The sequence below is a fragment of the Streptomyces sp. NPDC002926 genome (assembly GCF_053591755.1).
The window spans coordinates 24,491-47,461 of record NZ_JBSFUK010000013.1 but is presented as its reverse complement, the minus strand read 5'-3'; the positions used below and the strand labels follow the sequence as shown (position 1 = coordinate 47,461).

22 protein-coding genes and 1 riboswitch are annotated in these 22,971 nt (G+C 70.7%); of the genes, 7 read left to right on the top strand and 15 right to left on the bottom strand.

Going from position 1 to position 22,971, the window contains the following annotated elements:
- The first annotated feature begins 2 nt into the window (after nucleotides 1-2).
- Both ACWDZ6_RS20675 and ACWDZ6_RS20670 read left to right on the top strand, forming a co-directional pair.
- Entirely contained in the window at nucleotides 3-782 is a 780-nt protein-coding gene (locus ACWDZ6_RS20675) for an alpha/beta hydrolase (RefSeq protein WP_389177587.1), read from the top strand.
- Nucleotides 775-1,362, top strand: a complete 588-nt coding sequence (locus ACWDZ6_RS20670) for a hypothetical protein (protein WP_451504013.1) — start codon at nucleotides 775-777, stop codon at nucleotides 1,360-1,362. Before ACWDZ6_RS20675 ends, ACWDZ6_RS20670 begins: the two co-directional genes overlap by 8 nt.
- Before the next feature lie 114 nt (nucleotides 1,363-1,476).
- On the opposite strand, the gene ACWDZ6_RS20665 is transcribed toward ACWDZ6_RS20670, so the two are convergent.
- The 6 genes from ACWDZ6_RS20665 to ACWDZ6_RS20640 all read right to left on the bottom strand — a co-directional run bounded on the left by ACWDZ6_RS20665 (nucleotide 1,477) and on the right by ACWDZ6_RS20640 (nucleotide 6,468).
- A complete protein-coding gene (locus ACWDZ6_RS20665) occupies nucleotides 1,477-2,244 on the bottom strand; it encodes an endonuclease/exonuclease/phosphatase family protein (RefSeq protein WP_451504012.1) in 768 nt (255 codons plus the stop codon).
- Nucleotides 2,245-2,370: 126 nt separating this feature from the next.
- The gene (locus ACWDZ6_RS20660) at nucleotides 2,371-3,312 is read right to left on the bottom strand and encodes an ROK family glucokinase (RefSeq protein ID WP_351447992.1); all 942 of its coding nucleotides are present in this window, start codon (nucleotides 3,310-3,312) and stop codon (nucleotides 2,371-2,373) included.
- Between the two features lie 67 nt (nucleotides 3,313-3,379).
- Complete coding sequence (locus ACWDZ6_RS20655; RefSeq protein ID WP_366736033.1) at nucleotides 3,380-3,820, bottom strand: DUF5304 domain-containing protein; 441 nt, start codon at nucleotides 3,818-3,820, stop codon at nucleotides 3,380-3,382.
- A 74-nt stretch (nucleotides 3,821-3,894) separates the two neighbouring features.
- Entirely contained in the window at nucleotides 3,895-5,160 is a 1,266-nt protein-coding gene (locus ACWDZ6_RS20650; protein WP_451504011.1) for an ArsA family ATPase, read from the bottom strand.
- Nucleotides 5,160-5,609 (bottom strand): SRPBCC family protein, encoded by a 450-nt coding sequence (locus tag ACWDZ6_RS20645; RefSeq protein WP_326649395.1) that lies wholly within the window; start codon nucleotides 5,607-5,609, stop codon nucleotides 5,160-5,162. Before ACWDZ6_RS20645 ends, ACWDZ6_RS20650 begins: the two co-directional genes overlap by 1 nt.
- A 91-nt stretch (nucleotides 5,610-5,700) precedes the next feature.
- Nucleotides 5,701-6,468, bottom strand: a complete 768-nt coding sequence (locus ACWDZ6_RS20640; protein WP_366736031.1) for a metallophosphoesterase family protein — start codon at nucleotides 6,466-6,468, stop codon at nucleotides 5,701-5,703.
- Between the two features lie 281 nt (nucleotides 6,469-6,749).
- Here ACWDZ6_RS20640 and ACWDZ6_RS20635 point away from each other — a divergent pair, with 281 nt between their 5' ends.
- On the top strand, nucleotides 6,750-8,546 hold the full coding sequence (locus ACWDZ6_RS20635; protein WP_366736030.1) for an AMP-dependent synthetase/ligase: 1,797 nt from the start codon (nucleotides 6,750-6,752) through the stop codon (nucleotides 8,544-8,546).
- Between the two features lie 24 nt (nucleotides 8,547-8,570).
- On the opposite strand, the gene ACWDZ6_RS20630 is transcribed toward ACWDZ6_RS20635, so the two are convergent.
- On the bottom strand, nucleotides 8,571-10,190 hold the full coding sequence (locus ACWDZ6_RS20630) for a GMC oxidoreductase (RefSeq protein WP_451504010.1): 1,620 nt from the start codon (nucleotides 10,188-10,190) through the stop codon (nucleotides 8,571-8,573).
- A 261-nt stretch (nucleotides 10,191-10,451) separates the two neighbouring features.
- Nucleotides 10,452-11,594 carry a glycosyltransferase family 4 protein gene (locus ACWDZ6_RS20625; protein WP_451504009.1) on the bottom strand — a complete coding sequence of 381 codons (1,143 nt, stop codon included), beginning with the start codon at nucleotides 11,592-11,594 and terminating at the stop codon, nucleotides 10,452-10,454.
- A 100-nt stretch (nucleotides 11,595-11,694) separates the two neighbouring features.
- Between ACWDZ6_RS20625 and ACWDZ6_RS20620 the strand changes: the two genes are divergently transcribed.
- Together ACWDZ6_RS20620 and ACWDZ6_RS20615 are read left to right on the top strand one after the other, a co-directional pair.
- Nucleotides 11,695-12,942, top strand: coding sequence for a glycosyltransferase 87 family protein (locus ACWDZ6_RS20620; RefSeq protein ID WP_451504008.1), 1,248 nt, complete (start codon nucleotides 11,695-11,697; stop codon nucleotides 12,940-12,942).
- A gap of 113 nt (nucleotides 12,943-13,055) precedes the next feature.
- Nucleotides 13,056-13,283: a hypothetical protein gene (locus tag ACWDZ6_RS20615; RefSeq protein ID WP_451504007.1), complete on the top strand. Its 228-nt coding sequence runs from the start codon at nucleotides 13,056-13,058 to the stop codon at nucleotides 13,281-13,283.
- Here the strand turns inward: ACWDZ6_RS20615 and ACWDZ6_RS20610 are convergent.
- The 5 genes from ACWDZ6_RS20610 to ACWDZ6_RS20590 all read right to left on the bottom strand — a co-directional run bounded on the left by ACWDZ6_RS20610 (nucleotide 13,237) and on the right by ACWDZ6_RS20590 (nucleotide 18,724).
- Nucleotides 13,237-14,436 carry a hypothetical protein gene (locus tag ACWDZ6_RS20610; RefSeq protein WP_451504006.1) on the bottom strand — a complete coding sequence of 400 codons (1,200 nt, stop codon included), beginning with the start codon at nucleotides 14,434-14,436 and terminating at the stop codon, nucleotides 13,237-13,239. The genes ACWDZ6_RS20615 and ACWDZ6_RS20610 overlap by 47 nt on opposite strands.
- A 67-nt stretch (nucleotides 14,437-14,503) precedes the next feature.
- Complete coding sequence (locus ACWDZ6_RS20605) at nucleotides 14,504-15,532, bottom strand: NlpC/P60 family protein (RefSeq protein WP_451504005.1); 1,029 nt, start codon at nucleotides 15,530-15,532, stop codon at nucleotides 14,504-14,506.
- 205 nt (nucleotides 15,533-15,737) lie between these two features.
- On the bottom strand, nucleotides 15,738-16,763 hold the full coding sequence (locus tag ACWDZ6_RS20600) for a C40 family peptidase (protein WP_326649403.1): 1,026 nt from the start codon (nucleotides 16,761-16,763) through the stop codon (nucleotides 15,738-15,740).
- A 321-nt stretch (nucleotides 16,764-17,084) separates the two neighbouring features.
- Nucleotides 17,085-18,446, bottom strand: coding sequence for an NYN domain-containing protein (locus tag ACWDZ6_RS20595; RefSeq protein ID WP_451504004.1), 1,362 nt, complete (start codon nucleotides 18,444-18,446; stop codon nucleotides 17,085-17,087).
- A gap of 35 nt (nucleotides 18,447-18,481) precedes the next feature.
- A complete protein-coding gene (locus tag ACWDZ6_RS20590; RefSeq protein ID WP_366736020.1) occupies nucleotides 18,482-18,724 on the bottom strand; it encodes a hypothetical protein in 243 nt (80 codons plus the stop codon).
- 150 nt (nucleotides 18,725-18,874) lie between these two features.
- On the opposite strand from ACWDZ6_RS20590, the gene ACWDZ6_RS20585 reads away from it, so the two are divergent.
- On the top strand, nucleotides 18,875-19,600 hold the full coding sequence (locus ACWDZ6_RS20585; protein WP_451504003.1) for a rhomboid family intramembrane serine protease: 726 nt from the start codon (nucleotides 18,875-18,877) through the stop codon (nucleotides 19,598-19,600).
- Complete coding sequence (locus ACWDZ6_RS20580) at nucleotides 19,597-19,878, top strand: Lrp/AsnC family transcriptional regulator (protein WP_005318592.1); 282 nt, start codon at nucleotides 19,597-19,599, stop codon at nucleotides 19,876-19,878. The genes ACWDZ6_RS20585 and ACWDZ6_RS20580 overlap by 4 nt, the downstream gene beginning before the upstream one ends.
- A gap of 60 nt (nucleotides 19,879-19,938) precedes the next feature.
- On the opposite strand, the gene ACWDZ6_RS20575 is transcribed toward ACWDZ6_RS20580, so the two are convergent.
- Nucleotides 19,939-21,447, bottom strand: coding sequence for an aminotransferase class V-fold PLP-dependent enzyme (locus ACWDZ6_RS20575; protein ID WP_451504002.1), 1,509 nt, complete (start codon nucleotides 21,445-21,447; stop codon nucleotides 19,939-19,941).
- A 229-nt stretch (nucleotides 21,448-21,676) separates the two neighbouring features.
- Nucleotides 21,677-21,794, bottom strand: a riboswitch (SAM riboswitch).
- Between the two features lie 98 nt (nucleotides 21,795-21,892).
- Nucleotides 21,893-22,957 carry an anthranilate phosphoribosyltransferase gene (gene trpD / locus ACWDZ6_RS20570; protein WP_451504001.1) on the bottom strand — a complete coding sequence of 355 codons (1,065 nt, stop codon included), beginning with the start codon at nucleotides 22,955-22,957 and terminating at the stop codon, nucleotides 21,893-21,895.
- Nucleotides 22,958-22,971: the final 14 nt, after the last annotated feature.

Here is a 22,971-nt window from a genome sequence, read left to right as displayed (position 1 = left end):
CGGTGCCGGTCCTCCCTGGAGCCGAGCCGTTCCGCCACGAAGGCGGAGAGGTCGGCGTACTTCTCTGTCACGGCTTCACCGGTTCCCCGCAGTCGCTGCGGCCCTGGGCCGACTATCTGGCGGAGCGCGGTCTCACGGTGTCCCTGCCGCTGCTGCCCGGACACGGCACGCGCTGGCAGGACATGCAGGTCACCGGCTGGCAGGACTGGTACGCGGAGGTGGACCGCGAACTGCGGGTGCTGCTGGAGCGGTGCAGTCAGGTCTTTGTCTTCGGGCTCTCGATGGGCGGGGCGCTCGCGCTGCGGCTCGCCGCGAAGCACGGGGACGCGGTCAGTGGAATCGTCGTGGTGAACCCGGCGAACAAGGTGCACGGCCTGGCGGCGTACGCCCTGCCGGTCGCCCGCCACTTCGTACGCACGACCAAGGGGGTGACGAGCGATATCGCCCTCGCGGGCTCGGAGGAGGTCGGGTACGACCGGGTGCCGATGCACGCCGCGCACTCGCTGCGGCAGTTCTTCCGGCTGGTGGACGGCGAGCTGCCGCAGGTCACTCAGCCGATGGTGCTGCTGCACAGCCCGCAGGACCATGTGGTGCCGCCCGTCGACTCGGCCCGGATCCTCAGCCGGGTCTCGTCCACGGACGTTTCGGAGATCCTGCTGGAACAGAGTTACCACGTGGCGACGTTGGACCACGATGCGGAGCGGATTTTCGACGAGAGTTACGCGTTCATCGGTCGGCTCGCTCCGAGTGTCGGGAAGAAGGGGAGCACCACCGGTGGCTGAGCAGCACGACGCGGACCGTGAGCCGCAGCCGATAGACGAGGAGGCCGCCTGGGCGGCCATCGTCGCCGGGTACGGCGACGAGCCGACAGACCCGCCGGGGGCGAAGCCGTTCAAGTCGGTGGAGGACCTCGCCATGCTCGCGGGCGAGGTGAACGAGGCTCCCAAGGCTCCGGAGGACGACCCGTCCCCGGAGTCCGAGCCCGGCTCCGGCACCGGCTCCGGTGCGGACAGGCCCGCCCTGGGCAGCTCGATCACCTTCGCGCCCGGGGTCGGCGGCCCGCGCGACTACGGCGTGGCCGAGGCGAAGGACGACGACCTCGACGAGAGCGACGAGGGCCACTTCGTACCGCCGGAGCCGCCGCCGCTGCCTGATGCCGATGTCACGGCCAAGTTCGCCTGGCTCGCGGTCGTCGGCGGTCCGGTACTGATGCTGGTCGCCGTGCTGCTGCAGTGGGACATGACATGGTGGCTGACCACGCTGTGCGTCGGCGGCTTCCTGGGCGGTTTCGCGACCCTGGTGGCGCGGATGTCCCACGATGACGATGAGGACGACGACCCGGGCCGCGGCGCGGTCGTCTGAATGACTTTCCGCTGATCTCTCTTGCCTTCTGCTGATGCCTCTCCTGTCTGCCGATTTCCCTCCGGGGCTCTGCCCTGATTTCCCTCCGCCGGGACTCCGTCCGCCGGTCGCGGTTCAGGCGGCACGCGCTCCGACCGCGGGGACGCGCAGCGCCGCCAGCACCGGCAGATGGTCCGTCGCCGCGCGCAAGTCGGCCCCGGTGATGCCCGGGAGGTCCAACGGCACTCCGCAGCCCAGCACTTCGACACCTTCGGTCGCGAAGATCGCGTCGATCCGCTGATGCGGGTTCTCGGGTGTCGAGGTGTGCTCACCACCCCATGGCGCGACCGCCCAGCAGTCCTGCAGTTCCGCCGCCAGCCGGCGAAAGCTCCGCCCGGTGGGCCGGTCGTTGAGGTCCCCGGCCGCGATCGCGTACGGCACGTCCATCGCCGTCAGCCGGTCCAGCAGCATCCCGGACTGTGCATAGCGCTCGTCCGTCTGCAGGCTCAGATGGCAGCTCAGCAGCCCGATCCGGGCACACCCGATCCGTACCACCGCGGTGGCGAAGCCCCGCCGGTGCAGACCCGGGGTGTGCGGCAGGAGCACGTCCTCCGTACGCTCCACGGTCGCGCGCAGTGAGCAGAGCAGCATCGGCCCGGTCGCGGTCGCTCCGCCGGACAGCATCACAAGCTCACTCCTGGCCGCGAGCCGCGCCGCGTGCTTGCGCCAGCGGAAGAAGCGCGGGGCCTCCTGGACGAACACGAGGTCGGGCCGGCAGGCACGGATGACCCGGACCAGTGCGTCCTCGTCGTCGCGCATCGAGCGGATGTTGTAGCTGAGTACCCGGATCACGGCCGAACCGTCCGGCTCGGTGCGGGAGTCGGGAATCCCGGTGATCGCCATGTGAGCAAGATACGTCGGTGCGGGCCTTTTCCGGGGCTTCGCCCCGGACCCCGGACCACAATCGCCGGGCGGGCCGGTATTCGGCCCGCCCGGCGATTGCGGACAGAAAACGGTTCAGGTCGAGAACTAGCCCTGGCGCGCCAGGTCAGCCGCGCCCACCAGGCCCGCCTTGCTGCCCAGTTGGGCCGCCAGCACCTGGGCGTGCGGGCGCCACTGGCCGCCGATCAGCCAGCGGCGGAAGGACTTGCGGATCGGGTCGAGGACCAGCTCGCCCTCGTCCGAGACACCGCCGCCCACGATGAACGCCGACGGGTCGAAGAGCGAGGCCAGATCGGCCAGGCCCGCGCCCGCCCAGCGCGCCAGTTCACGGAAGGAGTCGATCGCGACCGGGCAGCCCTGCCGGGCGGCCGTGCTGATGTGCTTGCCCTCGATGCCTTCCACCGTGCCGTCGCCGAGCCCGAGCAGCAGCGCGGCGTTCTCCGGAGTGGCGTTGGCGCGCTGCTTGGCGTAGCGGACGAGGGCCCGCCCCGAGGCGTACTGCTCCCAGCAGCCCTGGCTGCCGCAGCCGCACAGCAGCCCGTCCGGGACCACCCGGATGTGGCCGAACTCCGCGGCCACACCGAAATGCCCGCGGCGCAGCTTGTTGCCGATGATGATGCCGCCGCCGAGACCGGTGCCGAGCGTGATGCAGATGACGTCTTCGTGGCCCTGCCCGGCTCCGAAGCGATACTCGCCCCAGGCGGCCGCGTTGGCGTCGTTCTCCACGACCACCGGCATCCCGACGCGCTGCTCGACCTTGTCCTTGAGCGGTTCGTGGCGCCAGTCGATGTTCGGCGCGAACAGGACGGTGGCGCGCTTGTCGTCCACGTATCCGGCGGCACCGATGCCGACGGCCTCGATGACGTGCCCCTTGCCGGCCCCGGCGACAGCAGCGCAGATCGCGTCGACGATCGCCGGGGGTGTCGACGGGGTGGGCACCTTGTGCGTCTCGAGAATGGTGCCCTCTTCGTCGACGACCCCCGCCGCGATCTTCGTGCCGCCGATATCGACGCCGATGGTGAGTCCCATGTGTCCCTCAGTTTTCGGTCGAGCCCCGCTAAGGCCAACCGTACCCGAGGGCGGGCACCGTCCCGTGTCAGTCCAGGTCGACGTGCTCGCTCGGCCCCGGGCCCTCGTCCCGCGGGTCCTTGGCGTCCGCGGAGGAGTTCGGCCCCTGTGTCCAGCGTCGCTCATGCCCCTCGACAGCGGATCGATAGGCGGCGAGCAGCTCACCGCCGGCCGCCGCGAGGTGGTCGAAGATCTCCGGGTTGCGCTCGATGACCGGCTCGACGGCGGACCTCGCCTGGTTGACCAGCTGCTGCACGGCGTTCTGCGCGGCCATGCCGGGCAGCGACGTCTGGAACGAGGAGACCTTGTCGGCGACCGCGTCGAGCAGTTTGCGCAGCTCCTCGCCCGCGGAGCCGGGTGTCGACCCGGACTGCGCGCGGCGGCGGGCCTTCTCCGCCTCCAGGTCCTCGGCGCACGCCCTGGCCCAGGCGTCGTCGTCGACGGCGGGACGCTCAGTGGCATCGCTCATGGGGTACTCCTGCGGAAGGGCGGGCGGAACGGAGGGTTCGTACCCTCGACGTTACCCGAATGGAGGCGCCGCGTTCAGCGGGCCCGCGGCCACAGCTCGGGGTCAGCAGTGAAGCGGACCGTCAGTACCTCGTCGGCGAGTCCCGCGCCCGAGACGGTGCAGCGCCGGAGCACGGAGTGCAGCGGAACGATCCTGCGGAACGGACCGACGGTAACCAGCAGTTCGTCGCCGCGACGCACCAGCGAGACGTCCTCCTTCACGGCGCCCGGCACGCGGAGGCACCAGACGTAGCGCAGGTCGTCCTCGTCATCGGCCGTTCCCGCGTACTCGACCCGCCAGGGGTCCTCGCGGCGCTCTTCGGAGTCCCCCTCGAGTGCGACGGCGAGTCCCTCGCCGTCGACGAGCCCGCCGCCCGTGCCCGCCGCCTCGAAGGTGGTGCGTGCGGACCGCGTGTCGAGGAGCGCGAGGTCGTCGAGACCGCGCGGGTCGCGGCCGAGGTGCCGCACCTCGCTGAGCGAGGCCTCGGGCGCCCACTCCTCGTACCACTGGCGCAGATACTTGCCCTGCTGTGCGGAGAGGGTGGCGAGCCAGGTGTCGGCCGAGTCCAGCGGCAGGATCCGGTTCGGTACGACGGTGTCGATCCGCAGTCCGTGCAGCGCGAGTCCGGCGCGGGCCGCGCACAGGGCATCGGCAGCCGCGGGTCCGGGCTCGGCGACGACCCGCAGGGTCGTGCTGCCGGATTCGATCACTGTCTGGACACCGGCCAGTTCGGTGTCCCAGCGCCCGGCGCTCTCGTAGAGCCACTGCGCGGGCATCGGTACGCCGGCGAGCTGGGCGAGCATCGGACGCAGCGCGCGGGCGACCTGCCGTTCGGCCGGCAGCAGCCGGCGCAGATAGCGGCGCAGCTGTTCCGGCAGGGCGAGCAGGGCGATGGTCTCGCGCAGCGGCGGCATGTCGACGACGACCACGTCCCAGTCGCCGCCGGCGGCGGTCCTCAGCGCGCGCAGCAGCGCGAACTGGTCGCTGCCCGGAAGCTCGGTCAGCTCCTCGTCCTCCAGCCGCGCCGCGCCCAGCAGATCGAGCACGGCGGTGCTGCGCTCCTGGAGGGTGAGCAGCTCGGCGCGGAAGTCGGCGCCGGAGTCGACGCGCGCGGCCCACAGGCCGTCGGTGACCTCGGCGGGTTCGCCGGGACAGCCGGTGACGGGCAGGCCGAGAACCTCACCGGGCTCGGCGGAGAGGAACAGGGCTCGCTTGCCGCGCCGGGCCGCGGCAAGCGCGGTGGCGGCGGCGACGGTGGTACGGCCCGCGCCGCCGAGGCCGGTGACGAGGACCATGCGCATCAGGCGGCGGGCCCGCTCTCGACGCGCTTCTTCAGACCGGCCAGGGCGCGGTCGATGATGACCTTCTCGGCCTTGCGCTTGATCATGCCGAGCATGGGGATCTTGACGTCGACGGTCAGCTGGTAGGTGACTTCGGTGCGGTCACCGCCGCCGACCGCGGCGAGGGTGTACGAGCCGTCGATGGTGCGCAGCATCTGGGACTTCACCAGCGTCCAGCTGACCTCGTTCTCGCCGTTCCAGGTGTACGCGAGGGTGTGGTCGTCCTTGATCGCGCCGGCGTCGAGGACCAGCCGGACCTGCTCGGCGCGGCCCTTGGCGTCGGTGGCGAGCACCTCGGCCTCCTTCACCTCGCCGGTCCACTCCGGGTAGCGGGCGAAGTCGGAGATCACGCCCATCACGTCGGCCGGCGCCGCCTCGATCGTGATGCTCGAGCTGGTGTGTTCCGCCATCGCTGCGGCTCCTCACAGTGCGGTTCGGACCGGGGGTGGTGTGGTGTGCAGGCTACCGCGACCGGACCGGCCGTCACTCCACGGCCCGGTCTCACCATTCCAGGGCCCAAGGTCGTCCGGTCGACGCGAAATGCCCGACGTTGACGCACTCCGTCCTGCCGATGCGCATCCGGCGGGCGAGGGGCTGGTGGACATGGCCGAAGAGCGCGTACGCGGGCCGGGTGCGGCGGATCGCGTCCAGCAGGGCGTGGCTGCCGCGCTCGAAGCGGCGCGCGACGGTGTCGTAGGTCAGCTCGGGAACCTCGGGCGGGATGTGCGAGCAGAGCACATCGACCTCTCCGAGTGCCTCGATCTTGGCCGCGTACTCCTCGTCGGAGATCTCGTACGGGGTGCGCATCTCGGTGCGCAGTCCGCCGCCGACGAAGCCGAAGACGCGGCCGCCGATCTCGATGCGCTCGCCGTCCAGGACGGTGGTGCCCGGGTGTGCGTACTCCGGCCAGAGAGACGGTATGTCGACATTGCCGTAGGTGGCGTACGTCGGCGTGGGGAAGGCCGCGAACATCTCGGCGTACTGGCGTCGTACGGCCGACTCGATGGCGCTCTCCCGGTCCGTCTCGAGCTCGCTCCAGAGTCTGCGCCCCAGCTCACGGGCCTCGTTGAAGCGGCGGGCCGTACGCAGTTCCACGATCAAGTGGGCGTTGTCGACGCCGAAGAGGTCGGGGAAGATGCCGCGCGAGTGGTCGGCGTAGTCGAGGAAGAGCACCAGGTCGCCGAGACAGATGAGGGCATCGGCGCCGTCGCCCGCCATGGCGAGATCTTTGGCGTTGCCGTGCACGTCACTGACCACATTGACTCGCATGACGATCACCCTAGGACGCCCTGTGGCGCCTGGGTAGTACGGGGCAGATCAGCCGTTCTACCGAGCCGTCTCGAGCGTGGACTACTCTGCGCGAAGCACTGCCATACGCGTGTGACGCACCGAACATCTGGCCGGAACCCCCTATCCGGAACCGAGTACTGATGGGTAACGTCCGGGCAGTCCGGTCGTGCTCACCCCACATGAGCACCTGCCCGATCTTGGACCGCTGCCGGTGCATCACACAGAGCCGTGGCGCCGGCGCCCGATGAGGAGCAGCAGTCTTGCGCGAGTTCAGCCTTCCGGCCCTGTACGAGGTCCCTTCGGACGGCAACCTGACGGATCTCATCCGCCGCAATGCCACTCAGCATCCCGATGTCGCCGTCATGGGCCGCAAAGTGGCTGGCGTCTGGACGGACGTCAATGCCAAGCAATTCCTCGCGGAGGTGCGGGCCGCAGCCAAGGGCCTGATCGCCGCGGGTGTCCAGCCCGGTGACCGGGTGGGCCTGATGTCCCGCACCAGATACGAGTGGGTGCAGCTCGACTTCGCGATCTGGAGCGCCGGCGCGGTCACCGTCCCGGTGTACGAGACCAGCTCCGCCGAACAGGTCCAGTGGATCCTCGGCGACTCGGGCGCGGTCGCGGTGATCGTGGAGGGTGACGCGCACGCCGCCGCCGTGGAGTCCGTACGGGACCGGCTGCCCGGTCTCCGGAATGTCTGGCAGATCGAGAAGGACGCGGTCGACGAACTGATCGCGGCCGGCGCCGATGTCAGCGAGGAGACCGTCGACGAGCGCAGCGCCTCCGCCAAGGCGGACGATCCGGCGACGATCGTCTACACCTCGGGCACCACCGGCCGCCCCAAGGGCTGTGTGCTGACCCACCGCAGCTTCTTCGCGGAGTGCGGCAACCTGGTCGAGCGCCTCAAGCCGCTGTTCCGTACGGGCGAGAGCTCCGTCCTGCTCTTCCTCCCGGCCGCGCATGTCTTCGGCCGCATGGTCGAGCTCGCGGCCGTGATGGCGCCGATCAAGCTCGGCTGTGTGCCCGACATCAAGAACCTCACCGATGAGCTGGCCTCCTTCCGGCCGACGCTGATCCTCGGTGTGCCGCGCGTCTTCGAGAAGGTCTACAACTCGGCACGGGCGAAGGCCCAGGCGGACGGCAAGGGCAAGATCTTCGACAAGGCCGCGCAAACGGCCATCACCTACAGCCGCGCGCTGGGGACTCCCGAAGGCCCGTCGGTCGGCCTCAAGATCAAGCACAAGGTCTTCGACAGGCTCGTCTTCAGCAAGCTGCGGGCGGTCCTCGGCGGGCGCGGTGAGTACGCGGTCTCCGGCGGCGCTCCGCTGGGCGAGCGGCTCGGCCACTTCTTCCGCGGTATCGGCTTCACGGTGCTCGAGGGCTACGGCCTCACCGAGTCGTGCGCGGCGACCGCGTTCAACCCGTGGGACCGGCAGAAGATCGGCACGGTCGGTCAGCCGCTGCCGGGCTCGGTGGTGCGGATCGCGGACGACGGCGAGGTGCTGCTGCACGGCGAGCATCTCTTCCAGGGGTACTGGAACAACGAGGCCGCCACCGCGGACGCGCTGGCCGACGGCTGGTTCCACACGGGCGACATCGGCACCCTGGACGAGGACGGCTACCTCGCGATCACGGGCCGCAAGAAGGAGATCATCGTCACCGCGGGCGGCAAGAACGTCGCTCCCGCGGTGATCGAGGACCGCATCCGCGCGCATGCGCTGGTCGCGGAGTGCATGGTGGTGGGCGACGGACGCCCGTTCGTGGGCGCGCTGGTCACCATCGACGAGGAGTTCCTCGGGCGGTGGGCCTCGGACAACGGCAAGCCGACCGGTTCGACGGCGGCGGAGCTGCGCGACGACCCGGATCTGCTGGCGGAGGTCCAGCAGGCGGTGGACGACGGCAATGCGGCCGTGTCCAAGGCGGAATCGGTGCGGAAATTCCGCATTCTCTCCTCCCAGTTCACTGAAGAGGCGGGGCACATAACGCCGTCGCTGAAGCTGAAGCGCAATGTGGTGGCGAAGGACTTCGCCGACGAGATCGAGGCGATCTACCGGGGCTGAGCGCCTCGGTCGGTCAGCCCCGGTTCAGCCCCTGGGATCCTCGGCCAGGATCCGGGTCATGTTCCGTTCGGCGAGTGCGGTGATCGTGACGAACGGATTGACCCCGATCGAGCCGGGGACCAGGGCGCCGTCGGTGATGTAGAGCCCCGAATATCCTTTGGCCCGGCCGTAGTTGTCGGTGGCCCGGCCCAGTACGCAGCCGCCGAGCGGGTGGTACGTGAAGTCGTCGGCGAAGGTCTTGTTGCCGCCGAACAGGTCGTACCGGTAGATGGTCACGTTGGCCCTGTTGATGCGGTCGAAGAGCGATTTGGCCGCGTTGACGGAGGGCTGGTTCTGGGACCGGGTCCAGTTGAGTTTCGCGGAGTCGGTGGCGGCGTCGTACGAGAAAGTGCCGCGCTCAGGGTTCTTGGTGATCGCCAGATAGAGGCTGATCCAGTGCTCGAACCCCATCGGCAGCGGCGCTATCTCCGCGAAGACGGGGTTGGTGGGGTTGGCCCAGTCGTCGATGCCCATGGTGGGCATGGTCGCCTGATTCGCCCCGACGGTGTCCCAGATGTGGTTGGCGCGGCCGGTCATCACATTGCCGTTGTGACCCCAGCCCCTGCCGACCTCGGTACTGAGGGCGGGCAGCGTGCCGGTCTCCCGGGCGCGCAGCAGGAGTTCGGTGGTGCCGAGGCTGCCGGCGCCGAGGAAGAGCTGTCGGCAGCCGAGTTCTCTGGTCTCCACGACCCGGCCCGCGTTGTCCGTCACGTCGACGGTCAGTACGTAGCTGCCGTCGGGCTCCGTCCGGATGGCTCTGGCCCGGTTCATGGTCTGGATGGTGACGTTGCCGGTGCCGAGGGCGGCCGCGAGGTAGGTCTTGTCGACGCTGCGCTTGCCGTGGTTGTTGCCGTAGATGACCTCGCCCGCGAGCGCCGACCTGGTGGCCTGGCCGGCGGCTTCGCGCTGCATGTAGCCGAAGTCGTAGACGTTCGGGACGAAGACGGTCTTCAGCCCGGCGTTGTGGGCGTGCTTGCGGGAGATCCGCGAGAAGCGGTACCACTCGGTGGACTCGAACCAGGCCGGGTCCACCGTGTTGACGCCGAGCATCGCGCGGGCCCGCGGGAAGTAGGTGTCGTACATCTCCGCGGCGTCGACCTGTGGCAGAACCTCGGAGAAGTACGAACGCAGCGGGGTCACCGCCATTCCGCCGTTGACCAGCGATCCGCCACCGACTCCGCGGCCGACGAAGACCGACATCTCGGCGTGGCGGACGCGGTCGAGTACGCCGGGGTAGCGGCTGATGTTCTTGTTGACGACGTCCAGCCAGAGAAACGTGGCCAGCGGCGCCTCGGTTCGGGTGCGGAACCACATGGAGCGCTGGTCGGGAGCTCCGGTGGTACAGAAGATCTTTCCGTCCGGGCCCGGGGTGTCCCAGAGCCGGCCCATCTCCAGGACGACCGTGCGGACGCCCGCCTCGCCGAGGCGGAGTGCGGCGACGGCCGCGCCGTAGCCGGAGCCGATCACGACGGCGGGGGCGTAGTCGACGGCGGAAGGCTCCACGGCGGCTGCCGAGGAGAGACCAATGCGGGTGAAGCCGAACGCGGCCGCGGCCTGCAGGGCTGCGAGACCCAGCAGTTGACGGCGCGTCAGATGTGATGTCATGGGCGCATCATGAGCGGAATATCCGACTCCGCCCATATGTCGCGCGGACCCAATCCGAAACGCCGTCAAGAGTGCGTCTTCGGCCGTGCGGTCCGCAGGCTTCAGCCACGGCCGGGCCGACGGGCCTGAAACCGTGACGCGCTCCGCGGGCGACTCGCCCGGCCGCCGTTCGAGCGAGCCCCACGGCGGCCGGGAACCGGCCGGAGAGCGTCCGGGAGCCCTCCGGAGCGCCCGCAGGACTCAGGGCGCGTTCAGGACGCGTCAGAGCAGCGTCTTGAGCTTCTCCGCGAGCAGATCCCAGCGCCACTGCTCCTCGACCCACTCCCGGCCGCGCTCCCCCATCCGCCGGCGCAGCCCCGGGTCCTCGAGCAGCGTGACGATCCGCTCGGCCGACTCCTCGGCCGAGCCGCCGCGGACCACCCAGCCCGTCTCTCCGTCGAGTACGGCGTCGGGAGCGCCGCCCGAGTCGCCGGCGACGACCGGCAGCCCGGTCGCCGACGCCTCCAGATACACGATGCCGAGGCCCTCGACATCGAGACCGCCCCTGCGCGTACGGCAGGGCATGGCGAAGACGTCACCCGCGCCGTAGTGGGCGGGCAGCTCTCCCCAGGGGACGGAGCCGGTGAAGCGCACGGACTTCGCGACCCCGCTCTCGCTCGCCAGCTTCCGCAGATCCTTCTCGTACGGACCGCCGCCGACGATCAGCAGCACCGCGTCGGGCACCTTCGCCAGGATCGCGGGCATCGCGAGGATCAGGGTGTCCTGGCCCTTGCGCGGCACCAGCCGGGACACACAGACGACCACCGGCCGGCCGGCGAGACCGAGCCGCTCGCGGACCACGTCCCCGCCCGAACCCGGGTGGAAGGTCTTCTCGTCGACGCCGGGTGGCAGTCGGGTCATCCGGCCGGCGGCCTCGGGTGTCAGCGCGGCGGCTATCCGGGAGCGGGTGTACTCACCGAGATAGGTGATCGTGTCCGTGCCCTCGCCGATCCGGCGCAACAGCTGCCGGGACGCGGGCAGTTGCGCCCAGCCGGCCTCATGGCCGTGGGTGGTGGCCACCAGTCGGCGCGCTCCCGCCCTGCGCAGGGCGGGGGCCATCAGCCCGAGCGGGGCCGCCGCCCCGAACCACACGGACTCGCAGCCGTGCTCGCGCAGCAGCCGGGTGGCCCGCCGGGTGACACGCGGGGTCGGCAGCAGCATCGTCGTACGGTCCCGTACGACGGTGAAGGGCTGCTCGGCGTCGAACGCGGCGGTCGCCTCGATGCCCTCGCGGCCGCGCTTCCAGGTGGATGCGTAGACGACGAGCTGCTCGGGGTCCAGACGCAGCGCCATGTTGTGCAGGAACGCCTGGATGCCGCCGGGCCTGGGCGGAAAGTCGTTGGTCACGATCAAGGTCTTGTGCATCGTCGCCGACAGTACCGAACGGCCCTGCCTGATCGCTCCCGCACAGCCCTGCCCGGCATCATGGGCACCCCCGGACCGGGACGAAAGGGACGAGGCGCGCATGGCAGGCGTACGCGGCGGCAACGGCGGCACCCGGCTCCCCATCGCGGTGTGGATCCTCAGCAGGACCGCGCTGCTGCTCTGCGTCTTCAAGATCGTCGAATTGCCGGGCCCGGATGTCACCAGCGACGTCTCGGTGATCTACCAGGGCTGGTACGAGGTGCTGAAGGCCGGCACATTTCCGCTGGACGACGTCACCTGGCAGTACCCGCCCGCGGCCGCGCTCGCCATCCTCTCCCCGGCCGTGCTGCCCTGGCTCGGCTACGCCTCCGCCTTCTTCGTCCTCACTCTGCACTGTGACGCGCTCGTCTTCGGCCTGCTCCTGTACGCGGCCGGGCGGCCCGGTACATCGCGGCGCGGCCTGTGGATGTGGACCTGGGGCGTGCCACTGCTCGGCCCCACCGCGTACGCCCGCTACGACCTGATGGTCACGGCCGTCGCCGTCACCGCGCTGCTGGCCGGCGCGCGCCGTCCGCGGACGCTGGGCGCGCTGGCGGGCTTCGGGGCGCTGCTGAAGATGTGGCCGCTACTGCTGCTCGTCGGCACCCCGCGCGGCCGGTCCACCCGCCGCTCATGGACCACCGCCGCGGTCACCGCGGCAGGGCTGACACTGCTGCTCTGCGGGGTACTGCCGGGCGCGTCGGCGTTCATCACCTCCCAGCGCGACCGGGGCACGGAGATCGAGTCTCTGGGCGGGCTGGTCTTCCATGTGGCGAGGCACTTCGGCTGGCGGGGCGAGGCGCTGCTCAATTACGGCTCGGTGGAGTTCCTCGGCCCGTACGTCCCTCTCGTCTCCGGCGTCGCGCTCGCCCTCAGCCTCCTCGCCCTCGGCTGGCTCGTGTGGTGGCGGCTGCGGGCGAAGGTGTTCGGGCCGGGCACACCGTGCGACGCGGCCTTCGCCGCGGTGCTGCTCTTCACCACCACGAGCCGGGTGATCAGCCCCCAGTACCTGATCTGGCTGATCGGTGCCGCCGCTGCCTGCCTTGCCTTCCGGGCGAGCCGGATGGCGCTGCCTGCCTGGCTGGTGCTGGCCGCCACGGGGACGACGCTGCTGGAGTTCCCGCTCTTGTTCTCACATGTGGTGGCGAGCGACCCGCTGGGCGTGCTGCTGCTCGCCGTACGCAACGGACTACTGGTCGCAGCGGCACTGACCGCCTGCCGACGGCTGTGGCGCGGGACGGTGAGCGGGCCGGGCCGCCGGCCTCTGCCGGATCAGCCGACCCGCGACACCGCGACGCTCGCTTCCTGACCCCGCGTTCGACTTCGCATCCGCCCGAAGAGCCGCCCGAGCACCCCGCCCTGCAGCCCCATGGCCACTCCCATCGCCAGGCACACCCCCGGCAGCCCGAGCCCCGCCAGGGCATGGGCGAGCGGCAGTTGGACGACGACGCCGGGACACCGGCGACCTTCCTCTACCGCAGGCCTGTACGGGCCGAGGAGGCCGGCGATCTCTTCCGGCAGGGGATGCTGCGGATCGCCCGCGCTACGGGCGACGAGGAGAAGCGGTGGCTCAGCGAGGCCATCGCTGCAGCTCCGGCCCTGATCAGCCTTCCAGCCGCTCCCGCAGATACTCGCGCCACCGCACCGTGAAGTCCGCGGGCGTCGTGCCGAGTACGTCGTTCATCGCCTTCTCCACCGCACCCGCCCGGTCCTTCCCCTCCCCGACGGCCCGGTAGAACGAGGTGAGCCGCTCCTCGCCCCATCGCGCGGCGATCAGCTCACAGGCCAGCCAGCCGCCCTCGTACGCCTGCGCCAGCCCGTCCGCGTCCCCGCCGAAGGCGAAGTCCGCGTCGTCCGGCAGCGCGGCGGGCACGTCGCCGCGCCGGACCGCGCGCTGGAGTTCCGGGGCGGCCTGGCCCGCCGTACGGCCCGTGTCCCGGTACGCCACCCAGTCCGCGAAGCCCTCCGAGAGCCACATCGGCGTGGCCGCCGATGTATGGGCGCGGGTGGCCACATGGGTGGTCTCGTGGGTGAGCACGACGCCCTGGCCGAAGTCGCCGAGCACTCCGTACGCCTCCGGGTTGACGATCACCCGGTCCGCGGGCGCCTTCCCGGCCGCTCCGGTCTCTCCGGTGGTGACCGCGGCTATCCCCCGGTATCCGGCGGCCGGCGCGCCCAGCAGCGCGCCCATGGCGTCCAGCGAGGCGGGGACGAGGACGACCACGCGGCCCGTCCACTTCGAGTGCCAGGCCTTTGATACGGCGGGCACGGCGCGGTCGGCAGTCGCCACGAGCGAGCGCAGCCGTTCGGCCTTCTGGCCGACGGCGAGGACGATGCTGTGCCTGCCCCGTACGACCTGGACGTCGCCCTGCTGCCAGAGCTGCTGGCCGGCGCCCTTGGCCGCGCTGTCGGCCGTCACGTACCAGCGGCCGTCGCGCTCGGCCAGCTCCAGCCTGCGGGAAGCGATCACGGGCGCGGTGTCGTAGCCGTCTATCCGGTAGCGCAGTTCGGCCTCCGCGACGGCTCGCGATCCCTGGCGCCGCACCTGCCCCAGCCGGTACTCCCAAGAGCGCAGCGGCACGTCCGCGAGATTCTCGAACTCCTTGCCCGCTGTCGCCCGCAGCCGCGTGGCCTCGGGCGCGAGAGCGTCCAGATAGGCGCCCCGGTCGTGGCCGAGGACGGCGGCCGCGCGTTCGTCCAGCGTCCGCCGGATGTCCCGCACGGTGGTGCCGGGCGCCTCGGGAGCCGCGCAGCCGGACGCCAGCAGCGCCGCGGCGAGGCCCAGCCCCGCCACACGCCGCACAGCCCGAACCCGACGCCTCGTGCGCCCCTGACCTGCCACCCCGCCGATCGTACGGAACGCGGGAGGGTCAGACGCGCGTCACCGAGGAGACAGGCATCATGCGCACCGGGTCGTAGCGCACCGGTGCGCCCGGGTACGGGGCGTGCACCACCTGCCCGTTTCCCATGTACATCGCGATATGGCTGGCATCGCTGCGGTATGCCACCAGGTCACCGGGCCGCGCCTCGGCCAGGGAGACCTGCCGGCCGGCGTACCGCTGCGCCTGCGAGGTGCGCGGCAGTCCTACTCCCGCCTGGGCGTATGACCACTGCATCAGGCCGGAGCAGTCGAAACCGGACGGCCCGTTGGCACCCCACACATAGGGCCGGCCGACGGCGCTGCGGGCCGCCCGCACGGCCACGGCCGCCCGTGACGAGGCGGGCGCGAGGCCGGAGAGTTCGGGCATGGAGCCGCGGCCGGAGCGGGAGATCCGGTCGAAGGCCGCGCGTTCCGCGGACGGCAGGGAGTTCAGCAGCCGCCGCGCCTCGGTGAGCTTGCGCTCGACGGTGCGTTTGTGGCGGGCGACGGCGGTCCGGCTGCGCTCCAGCTCGGAGAGGTCGCGGGTGACCTCCACGCGCTCCTGGCCGAGCCTGCGCTGCGCCCGCTGAAGATCGTGCAGGGCGGTCGTCTGGCGCTCACTGATGCGGTCCAGGGTCTCGGCCCTGTCGAGGTAGGTCTCCGGGTCCGCGGAGAGCAGCAGGGCGAGCGCGGGGTCGATACCGCCCGAGCGGTACTGCGCCCCCGCCACCGAACCGAGCGCTCCGCGCATGCGGTTGATGTGCTCCTGGCCGCGGGCCACGCGGTCCTGCGCCTGTGCCACCCGCTCGCGCAGCCGGTCCACCCGCTCACCGGCCTTGTTGAAGTGCTCGGTGGCCTGCTCGGCCTCCTCGTACAGCCGGTCGACCTTGGCCCGGCCGCCCTCGGTGGCGTCGTGCGGGTCGGCGCTCGCCGGTGCGGCGCCGAGGGCTGCCGCGGCCGTTGCCGCCGCAGCGGACAGGACGGTGACCCGAGCGCTCTGAGTGAGGCCGGACTGTGAGGGTCGGCGATGGGACGCCACAGGCCGCGCTCCCTTCCGCTGTAAGGATGTTGCGCGGCAGAGAGTAACCGGACGACCACGGAGCGGCCAAAGGCCGTGCCGGGCACACAAAGTGACGCCCCGCCGGAGACCACAGGTCATCGGCGGGGCGCGGCGTCAGCGAGAGTTGACCGAATTCCCCCGTTTGGGCGGAAGTGAAAGCCGGCCGGCGGCGGTCAGGGCCGCGTCAGATGCGTACACCGAACTGGAACGGCATGTTGCCGATCGACTCGTAGCGCACGCTCGCGCCGGGCTTGGGGGCGTGCAGCACCTGGCCGTTGCCCGCGTAGAAGCCGACGTGGTGCATGTCGCCGTAGAAGATGACCAGGTCGCCCTGCTGGAGCGCACCCTGCGAGTAGATGCGGGTACCGGCATTGGCCTGCGACTGGGAGGTGCGCGGTATGGAGACACCGGCCTGCGCGTACGCCCAGGAGGTCAGCCCGGAGCAGTCGAAGGAGCTGGGGCCGGAGGCGCCGTAGACGTACGGCGAACCGATCTTGCTCTGGGCGGCGGAGAACGCGGCGGACGCCCGCTGCGAGGCCGGGACCGCATTGCCGAGATCCGCACGCGAGTTGTCGCGGTTGGCGCGGGACTCGTCGGCCGAGAGCGCGGCGCGCTCCTTCGCTGTGAGCGAGTTCAGGAGCTTCTGCGCGGCGGCGAGCTTGGTCTGGACTTCCTTCTTCTTCTCACCGAGCTGCTTGCGGGTGTCGGCCAGGTCGCCGAGCTTGTCCTGGGCCTCCTTGCGCTGCTGCGCGAGGGTCCGCTGCTTGGCCTGGATCTCGGCGAGCGCCTCGGTCTGCTTGGCGCCCAGCTGGTCCAGCGCGGAGGCCTTGTCCAGGTAGCTGTCCGGGTCGGCGGAGAGGAAGAGCTGCACGGCGGGGTCGATGCCGCCGGAGCGGTACTGGGCGCTGGCCACCGAACCGAGTCCGTCGCGCAGGGTGTTGAGCTCGTCCTGGCCGCGGGCGACCTTGTCCTGCAGCGCGTCGATCTGCTTGTCGAGCTTCGACTGCTGCTCCTTGGCCCCGTTGTACTTCTCGGTGGCCTTCTCCGCCTCTTCGTAGAGCTTGTCGACCTTCTCCTTGACCTCGCTCTTGCTCGGCTTCGGGTCGGCCTGGGCGGCCTGGGAGGTCAGAGCTACGGCCGCAGCGGCGGTCGCGGTGAGCACGGTCACACGGGTGCGGCTCGGCTGCTTGGGACGACGGTGGGACGCCACGAAGGCGAGCTCCTTCTTCCTCGAGCCGCCTACCGGGCTGTGGGGGGTTGAATCCCCGGCGTCCGCACGTCAATTCCCCGGGAGAAAAGGGATGAACTGTACGAACTCGGCGGTTCCTTCGCTGTCGCCCCGGATGGGCAATCAACCGCGCGAAGGTTCGAGGCCCGACCCTAGTGACCTTCTTGTGATCAGTTCAAATCCTGATGAGAAAAATCTGGGTCCGCGAGCGCATTCTTTACATTCATCACACGCGTAGTAGTGGCCACTTGACACTACGTCCGCCAAAGACACCGCTAATTCGGGCATTTGGCGCGGTAGTTACTAGACGCGCGAAAGCCGCTTCAGCAACAAGGCGGACGCGACCGGCCTGGCACCCGCTTTCGCCACTCCGTCGGCGACTTCACGGTCGGTGGAGACCACCACCACGGGCCGGCCGGGCGGCTCCGCCCGTACCAGCTGACGGATCAGCTCGTCCGCGGTCACGCCCGCCTTCGAGAACAGCACCCGCACCCCGCGCGGCGGCGCCAGCAGCACCGGCGCCGCCAGCTCCGCACCGTCGAAGACACAGGTGATCTCGGCGCCGGTCTGCGCCGCGAGCATCGAGAGCCCGCCGAGCAGCCGCAGCCGCTGCTTCTCCAACGGCATCGTCGGATAGCCGGTCTTGGTGACGTTGTAGCCGTCCACCACCAGATGCGCCTGCGGCAGCGCGAGCAGCTGCTCGAGCAGGGCGGGATCGGTCTCGGAAAGCGCGCGCGCCGCGATGTCCTTGGGTGACATCCGGCCCGGCTCGACCGCGTCGACCGTGTCCGCGGGGTGGATACCGGCCGGCGGCAGGGCCAGCTCACGGCGCAGGCCCTGAGCCGCGTCGAGCACCGTGTCCAACAGCAGCCGCAGCCGCATGTCCTCGACCGAGCGGCCCTCGCGGGCGGCCCGGCGGCCGGCCTCCACGGCCGCCTCGGCCTCGCCGAGGCGCGCCTTCAGCCGCCGGCTCTCGCTCTCGGCCGCCGACACCCGGACCGCGGCCTCCGACCTGATCGTCTCGGTCTCGGCGTCCCTGCGGCGCAGGGCGGCCTCACCGCGCTTCACATCGCTCTGGGCACTGCGCAGCTTGCGGCGAAGCGATTCGGCTTCCTTGCGGGCCGTCTCCAGCTCCGTACGCAGCCGCTCGGTCTCGCTCTTGATCTGGCTGCGCGCCTCGGCGAGCTCCTCGCGCAGCCGCTCCAGCTCACGCCTGCCCGCCTCGTCGGCGCGCTCGGCGTCGGCCCGCTGGGCCTCCTCACCCGCGGCGGCGACGAGTTTCACCCATCCGGTGGGCCGCAGGACATAGGCGGCGGCCGCCACATCGACAGGATCGGCGGCCGCGGGCGGCGATCCCGTCTCCAGCGCCCCGGACAGTTCCGGCTGGGCCTGGCTGAGCCGCTCACCGATACGCTGCCGGAAGACCGGGTCGCTCTCCAGGGCCGCGGCCATCGCATTGCCCGCGTACTTGGCGCGCCGGGACGGGGTGAAACGGGCGTACTGTCGCAACTGGGACGGAAGTTCGGCGACGGTCAGGCCGCCGAAGGCGTCCGAGACCAGGGCCATGACCCTGCGCCGTACGCCTTCCGGCAGCGGGCGGTCGAGCGCCTCGGCGGCGTCACCGGCCGCACCGGCCGGCTCATCGCCGCTTGCAGGCTGCTCCACAATCCGTCACCCCACTACCCGTTCGGGCCGCTCCGTCAGGAAGCAGCGCCCGGCCTGTCCACCAGCTCGATCTGGTCCACCGCGTTGCACCACCGGCAGCGCACCGACTCGATGGTCTCACTGACCACCTCGCGCTCCTCGATCGTCGGCTCTCCGGCCAGGTCCAGATGGACGTATTCGACGACCTTGGAGGAACGGGTGACATCGAAGCGGGTGAGGTTGCCGCAGAGCGTGCAGCGCCAGCGGGTCTCGGCCGTCGGCCGGGGAACCGTCGTCATCGTGCCGTCCTCTTTCGTGGTGCGGTTGCGGGTGCCGCTGTGCGCCGTCGAACTGCGGATGTACTGCCTGTAACCCTACGGCCTCGCGGGTCCCCATTGACGCGGCGAGGCACTCTGTACCGTTCAGTCCCACTACGCCATGCTCTGTCCATGATCGGTTGGTGGGGTGCTGTCCGGGGCGCGGCCTCAGGACCTGCGATGACGTACGGCGCGATCGCCGTCTGCTGTGCGGTGTTCGTCCTCAGTCCCGCCTCCGGCCTCAATCCCGTGTACGGCACCGGTGACGCGCTGCTCACCGGGCAGAGCACATACTTCGCGCGCTGGGGCGTCATCCCCGTCGAACTGATGGGCAGCTCCTCCCCCCGCGCGCTGATCACACCCCTCACGGCCCTCTTCGTCCACGGCAGTTGGCTGCATCTGCTGGGCAACATGCTCTTCCTGTACGTCTTCGGGGCGATGGCCGAGGAGCGGATGGGACAGCTGGAGTTCGCCCTCTTCTATCTGGGCTGCGGATATCTGGCGCTGCTCGCCTACGCGGCGGCCAACGCCGGCTCCGAGCAGACCCTGGTGGGAGCGTCCGGGGCGATCTCGGGCGTGCTCGGCGCCTTCCTCTACCTCTTCCCGAAGGCCCGGGTCACCAGTCTCTTCCCGTTCCTCTTCTTCCTGCCGCTGCGCCTCCCCGCCTGGATCGTGCTGATCTTCTGGTTCGTCCTGCAGTGGCTGGCGGCGCGGGGCGCGGGCAACGGCCCGGGAGTCGCGTATCTCGCACATCTGGTGGGGTTCGGGCTGGGCTTTCTCTATGCCTGGGGACGTTTCCGGCAGGGGACTAGAGTGAAGGCCCAAGCAGCGGCCACCGAGGGAGAAAGCCAACCGTGATCACCGCGATCGTGCTCATCAAGACCAGCGTGGACCGGATCCCCGAGATCGCCGAGTCGATCGCCGCGCTGGACAGCGTCAGCGAAGTCTTCTCCGTCACCGGTACGTACGACCTGATCGCCATGGTGCGAGTGGCCAAGCACGACGACCTCGCGGATGTCATCCCCGGCCGGATCAGCAAGATCCCGGGCGTCGAGGGAACCGATACGCATGTCGCCTTCCGCACCTACTCCCAGCACGATCTCGAGGCGGCCTTCGCGATCGGCCTCGACGCGTAACGCCCGCTGCACGACGAGCCCCCGGACCGGCCGGTCCGGGGGCTCGTCGTCCATCAGGGCTCAGACGGCCGGGACGCAGCGGCCGTCCTGCGTGCGGTAGTTCCACCGCGCACCGTCGCTGACGAGTTCCTTCACCGCCCGCAGGAAACGCTCCACGTGCTCGTCCGGCGTACCGGCGCCGAAGCTGACCCGGATCGCGTTGAGCGAGCGGAGCGGGAGGGGGGTTCCGTCGGCCGAGGGCCGGGAGAGCTCGACCGGATCGGCCTCCGGCGCACCGCACTCGCCCGGGCCCTGCGGGTCGCTGCCCAGCAGGGTCCGCACCAGCGGATGGGCGCAGAAGAGTCCGTCCCGTACGCCGATGCCGTACTCCGCCGAGAGCGCGGCCGCGAAGTGCGAGCTGTTCCAGCCCTCGACGACGAAGGAGATGACGCCGACGCGCGGCGCGTCGTCCCCGAAGAGCGAGAGCACCTTGACCTGCTCCACCTCCGCCAGACCGGTACGGACCTTGGCGACCAGCTGCCGTTCACGGGCGACGAGGCTGTCGAAGCCGGCCTCGGTGAGCGCCTTGCAGGCGGAGGCGATGGAGTACACGCCGATGACGTTCGGCGAACCGGCCTCGTGTCGGGCGGCCGTGGTGTGCCAGTCGACGTCCACGCCGCCGTCCGCGCGCCGGGCGACCTTGCGGGACGCACCGCCGCCCGCGAGGTACGGCTCCGCGTCCCGCAGCCAGTCCGCGCGCCCCGCGAGCACGCCCGAGCCGAACGGCGCGTACAGCTTGTGCCCCGAGAAGGCGACCCAGTCCACGTCCAACTCCTGTACGGAGACCGGGTGGTGGGGCGCGAGCTGGGCCGCGTCGAGCACGATCCGCGCGCCGTGGGCGTGTGCCACGGCGGCCAGCTCCTTCACCGGCCACAGTTCACCGGTGACATTCGACGCTCCGGTCACACAGACCAGGGCGGGCCCGCGCCCCTCGTGACCAGGCGCGGTGCGGTCGGCGAGCGCGCGCTCCAGCGCCCGGACGGCCTCGGCCGGCGTACGCGGTGCGTCCAGAAAGGTCACCCGGGCCTCGCTCCCCCTGCGCCCCGCGGCGCGGGGGGACGCCCACGGCAGCAGCGCGGCGTGGTGCTCGGTCTCGAAGACGAAAACCTGGCAGTCGGCGGGGAGCGCGGCGGCCAGCAGGTTCAGCGAGTCGGTGGTGGAACGGGTGAAGACGACCTGGTCGTCGGCGCGGCAGTCGAGGAACTCCGCGACCGTCGTGCGGCTGCTCTCGAAAAGGTCGGTGGAGAGCTGCGAGAGGTACCCGGCACCGCGGTGCACGCTGCCGTAGTACGGGGCGTAGGCGGCCACGTCGTCCCACACCCGCTGCAGGGCCGGGGCACTCGCCGCGTAGTCGAGGGCCGCGTAGGTGACCTCGCCGCCGGTGACCAGCGGAACGGTCACATCGCGGCCGAGTACCGGCAGCGGCGCTGCGCAGGCGGGGTCGGCGGACCCGGAGGAAGCAGCGGTGGCGGAGACGGTCGCGGTGGCAGTCGCGGTGGCGGTCTCAACGGTGTTCGGGCATGCGGACATGGCGGTATCTCCCGGCAGGACAAGGCTGGGGGTCCCCCCGACGGAGTTAGGGGGAGGCTTCGACGGACCCGCACGGCAGCCGGGTGAGGGCTCTGTGTACGGGGATGCCCTCGCACGTCACGGCGATCGCCGTACGGAGGGTCTGCTGAAGAAGGGGCTTGCCAGCCCTATCGCATTCGCTTGCTCACGAGACTGCTCCCTTGAGGACCAGGACCCCAGGGTGTGCAGGGGTCCGCGCTTGCCGTAGACCTCACTGCCTACGGCCTGGTCTTCACCCGGGGCACCCCGCCACGGACGGAGGGTTGCCGGACAGCGAGCCGGGGCCTTAATCGCTGTCACTCATGACCTTGGAAAGCATCCTGCCATACGTCCCACGACGCGCAAGGCGCGGTCCAGTTCCTGAGACAGGAAGAGGAACCGCGCCTTGCGTCACGCCACTGCCCTCTCAGGCGTTGCTGACGGCGATCCACCGCTCGAGTGCCGCCTTGGCCGCGCCCGAGTCGATCGCAGCGGCGGCCTTCGAGATGCCCGCCGCGAGCTGTTCGTTCAGGCTCCGGTCCGTCGGCTCCAGCGCCACCAGAGCCGCGGCCGCGTTGAGCAGTACGGCATCCCGTACGGGCCCGGTCTCGCCACTCAGCAGCCGGCGCGCGACATCGGCGTTGTACGAGGCGTCCGCGCCCCGCAGGGCCTCCACGGGCACCAGGTCGATGCCGACGTCCCGCGGGTCGAAGGCCTCCTCGCGCACCACCCCGTCCCGTACCACCCACACCCGCGAGGTGGCCGTCGTCGTCAGCTCGTCCAGACCGTCGTCGCCGCGGAAGACGAGCGCCGAGGAGCCGCGCTCGGCCAGCACTCCGGCCAGGATCGGCGCCATCCGCGCGTCCGCGACACCGGTGGCCTGGGCCTTCACCTTCGCCGGGTTGGTGAGCGGGCCGAGGAAGTTGAACGTGGTGCGGATGCCCAGCTCCCTGCGGGCGGCCGCCACATGCCGCAGTGCCGGGTGGAACTTGACCGCGAAGCAGAAGGTGATCCCCGCCTCCTCCGCGACCTCGGCGACCCGTTGCGGGGTGAGTTCGAGATTGACGCCGAGCTTCTCCAGTACGTCGGAGGCGCCGCTGGCCGACGAAGCGGCGCGGTTTCCGTGCTTGACGACCTTCGCGCCCGTACCGGCGACGACGATCGCGGACATCGTGGAGATGTTCACGGTCTTGGCGCCGTCACCGCCCGTGCCGACGATGTCGACGCTGGGGCCCGGCACCTCGATCAGGTTGGCGTGCGCGTACATGGTCCGTACGAGACCGGAGATCTCCTCGACCGTCTCGCCCTTGGCACGCAGCGCGACCACGAAACCGGCGATCTGGGCATTCGTCGCCTCGCCGCTGAGGATGCGGTCCATGGCCCAGGCGGTGGCGTCGGCGCCCTGGTCACGGTTGCTGAGGAGCGCGTCGAGAACGCGGGGCCAGGAGAGGTCCGCCACGCTGTCGCCGCCAACCGGGGTCACAACGTTCATGGTCCACTCCAGGG

Bases quoted from the DNA above. Each gene is read 5' to 3' on its own strand.
- ACWDZ6_RS20665 (WP_451504012.1), bottom strand. From the start codon at position 2,244: ATGGCGATCACCGGGATTCCCGACTCCCGCACCGAGCCGGACGGTTCG.
- ACWDZ6_RS20660 (WP_351447992.1), bottom strand. From the start codon at position 3,312: ATGGGACTCACCATCGGCGTCGATATCGGCGGCACGAAGATCGCGGCG.
- ACWDZ6_RS20655 (WP_366736033.1), bottom strand. From the start codon at position 3,820: ATGAGCGATGCCACTGAGCGTCCCGCCGTCGACGACGACGCCTGGGCC.
- ACWDZ6_RS20650 (WP_451504011.1), bottom strand. From the start codon at position 5,160: ATGCGCATGGTCCTCGTCACCGGCCTCGGCGGCGCGGGCCGTACCACC.
- ACWDZ6_RS20645 (WP_326649395.1), bottom strand. From the start codon at position 5,609: ATGGCGGAACACACCAGCTCGAGCATCACGATCGAGGCGGCGCCGGCC.
- ACWDZ6_RS20640 (WP_366736031.1), bottom strand. From the start codon at position 6,468: ATGCGAGTCAATGTGGTCAGTGACGTGCACGGCAACGCCAAAGATCTC.
- ACWDZ6_RS20630 (WP_451504010.1), bottom strand. From the start codon at position 10,190: ATGACATCACATCTGACGCGCCGTCAACTGCTGGGTCTCGCAGCCCTG.
- ACWDZ6_RS20625 (WP_451504009.1), bottom strand. From the start codon at position 11,594: ATGCACAAGACCTTGATCGTGACCAACGACTTTCCGCCCAGGCCCGGC.
- ACWDZ6_RS20620 (WP_451504008.1), top strand. From the start codon at position 11,695: ATGGCAGGCGTACGCGGCGGCAACGGCGGCACCCGGCTCCCCATCGCG.
- ACWDZ6_RS20615 (WP_451504007.1), top strand. From the start codon at position 13,056: ATGGGCGAGCGGCAGTTGGACGACGACGCCGGGACACCGGCGACCTTC.
- ACWDZ6_RS20590 (WP_366736020.1), bottom strand. From the start codon at position 18,724: ATGACGACGGTTCCCCGGCCGACGGCCGAGACCCGCTGGCGCTGCACG.
- ACWDZ6_RS20585 (WP_451504003.1), top strand. From the start codon at position 18,875: ATGATCGGTTGGTGGGGTGCTGTCCGGGGCGCGGCCTCAGGACCTGCG.
- ACWDZ6_RS20575 (WP_451504002.1), bottom strand. From the start codon at position 21,447: ATGTCCGCATGCCCGAACACCGTTGAGACCGCCACCGCGACTGCCACC.
- trpD (WP_451504001.1), bottom strand. From the start codon at position 22,957: ATGAACGTTGTGACCCCGGTTGGCGGCGACAGCGTGGCGGACCTCTCC.